Below are 1,772 nucleotides of genomic sequence, written 5' to 3' on the forward strand. Positions count from 1 at the left end.
CACCAGATTGCCCGCCAGCATCAGGTAGGGCACGCTGCCCGCGAACACCGCGTTGGGCGACGCCTTGGTCTGTCCGGCGACGAAGCCGACCACATCGACGAAGGCCTGGCGCGCGGCCGTGAGGCGCTTCGCCACGGCCTTCGCGTCGGCGCTGTCGCGCCTGGCCAGTTCGGCCTCGGTCTTCTCGATCTGCGCGGCGATCGCCTTGGCGACCTGGCCGCCGTCACGCGCGGTCTTGCGGCCCACCAGGTCGTTCGCCTGGATCGCCGTCGTGCCTTCGTAGATCGTCAGGATCTTGGCGTCGCGCAGGTATTGCGCCGCACCGGTTTCCTCGATGAAGCCCATGCCGCCATGCACCTGCACGCCGAGCGATGCCACTTCCAGGCTCATCTCGGTGCTGTAGCCCTTGACCAGCGGCACGAGAAATTCATAGAAGGCCTGGTTCTGCTTGCGGGCGTCGGCGTCCGGATGATGATGCGCCGCGTCGTAGGCCGCCGCGGCCGTCATCGCCATGGCGCGGCAGCCCTCGGTGTAGGCACGCATCGTCATCAGCATGCGCTTGATGTCGGGGTGATGGATGATCGGCGCGCTCGCGTTCATCGAGCCATCGACCGGGCGGCTCTGCACGCGCTCCTTGGCATAGGCCACGGCGTGTTGATACGCGCGCTCGGCAATCGCGATGCCCTGCATGCCCACGGCGTAGCGCGCCGAGTTCATCATGATGAACATGTACTCGAGGCCGCGGTTTTCTTCGCCGACCAGGTAACCGATCGCGCCACCATGGTCGCCGTACTGCAGCACCGCCGTCGGCGAGGCCTTGATGCCCAGCTTGTGCTCGATGCTCACGCAGTGCACATCGTTGCGCGCGCCGAGCGAGCCATCCTTGTTCACGAGGAACTTCGGCACCACGAACAGGCTGATGCCCTTCACGCCTTCGGGCGCGCCGGTCACGCGCGCCAGCACGAGGTGCACGATGTTCTCGGCCATGTCGTGCTCGCCGTAGGTGATGAAGATCTTCGTGCCGAAGACCTTGTAGGTGCCGTCGGGCTGCGGCTCGGCGCGGCTGCGCACCAGCGCGAGATCGCTGCCGGCCTGCGGCTCGGTGAGGTTCATCGTGCCGGTCCAGTGGCCGCTCACCAGCTTTTCGAGATAGATCGCCTTGAGCTCGTCCGAACCCGCGGTCAGCAGCGCCTCGGTGGCGCCGTCGGTGAGCAGCGGGCACAGCGCGAAGCTCATGTTGGCCGAGTTCAGCATCTCGACGCAGGCCGCGCCGATCGTCTTGGGCAGGCCCTGGCCGGCGAAGTCCGTGGGATGCTGCAGGCCCTGCCAGCCACCCGCCACGTACTGCGCGAAGGCCTCCTTGAAGCCGGGCGTGGTCGTGACCTTGCCGTCCTTGAACGACGAAGGATTGCGATCGCCTTCCACGTTCAGCGGCGCGATCACGTCCTGGTTGAAGCGCGCGCACTCTTCGAGCACGGCCTGCGCGGTTTCGAGACCGGCTTCCTCGAGGCCCGGCATCTGCGACACCTTCGCGATGTCGGCGAGGTGCTCGATGTCGAACAGCATGTCCTTGACGGGAGCGATGTAGCTCATGGTTATCTCCTGCGGCCCTCGGGCCTGATGCGAACCGACGTGAAAAAGGGCATCGCGAACGATGCCCCTTCTGGGTTCAGACAGCTATCTGAAGTGGATCAGAGCGCCTTGACGAGTTCCGGCACGGCCGTGAACAGATCGGCCACGAGGCCGTAGTCGGCCACCGAGAAGATCGGGGC

At 66.0% G+C, this 1,772-nt stretch carries 1 protein-coding gene; it reads right to left on the minus strand.

Annotated features, from left to right (window positions below):
- Nucleotides 1-1,593 (minus strand): acyl-CoA dehydrogenase (locus BLW05_RS35195; protein ID WP_093169573.1); only part of this gene is annotated, 1,593 nt, incomplete at its 3' end.
- Nucleotides 1,594-1,772 lie beyond the last annotated feature (179 nt).

The organism is Variovorax sp. YR216, from assembly GCF_900107745.1.
In the GTDB taxonomy this organism is placed as follows: domain Bacteria; phylum Pseudomonadota; class Gammaproteobacteria; order Burkholderiales; family Burkholderiaceae_C; genus Variovorax.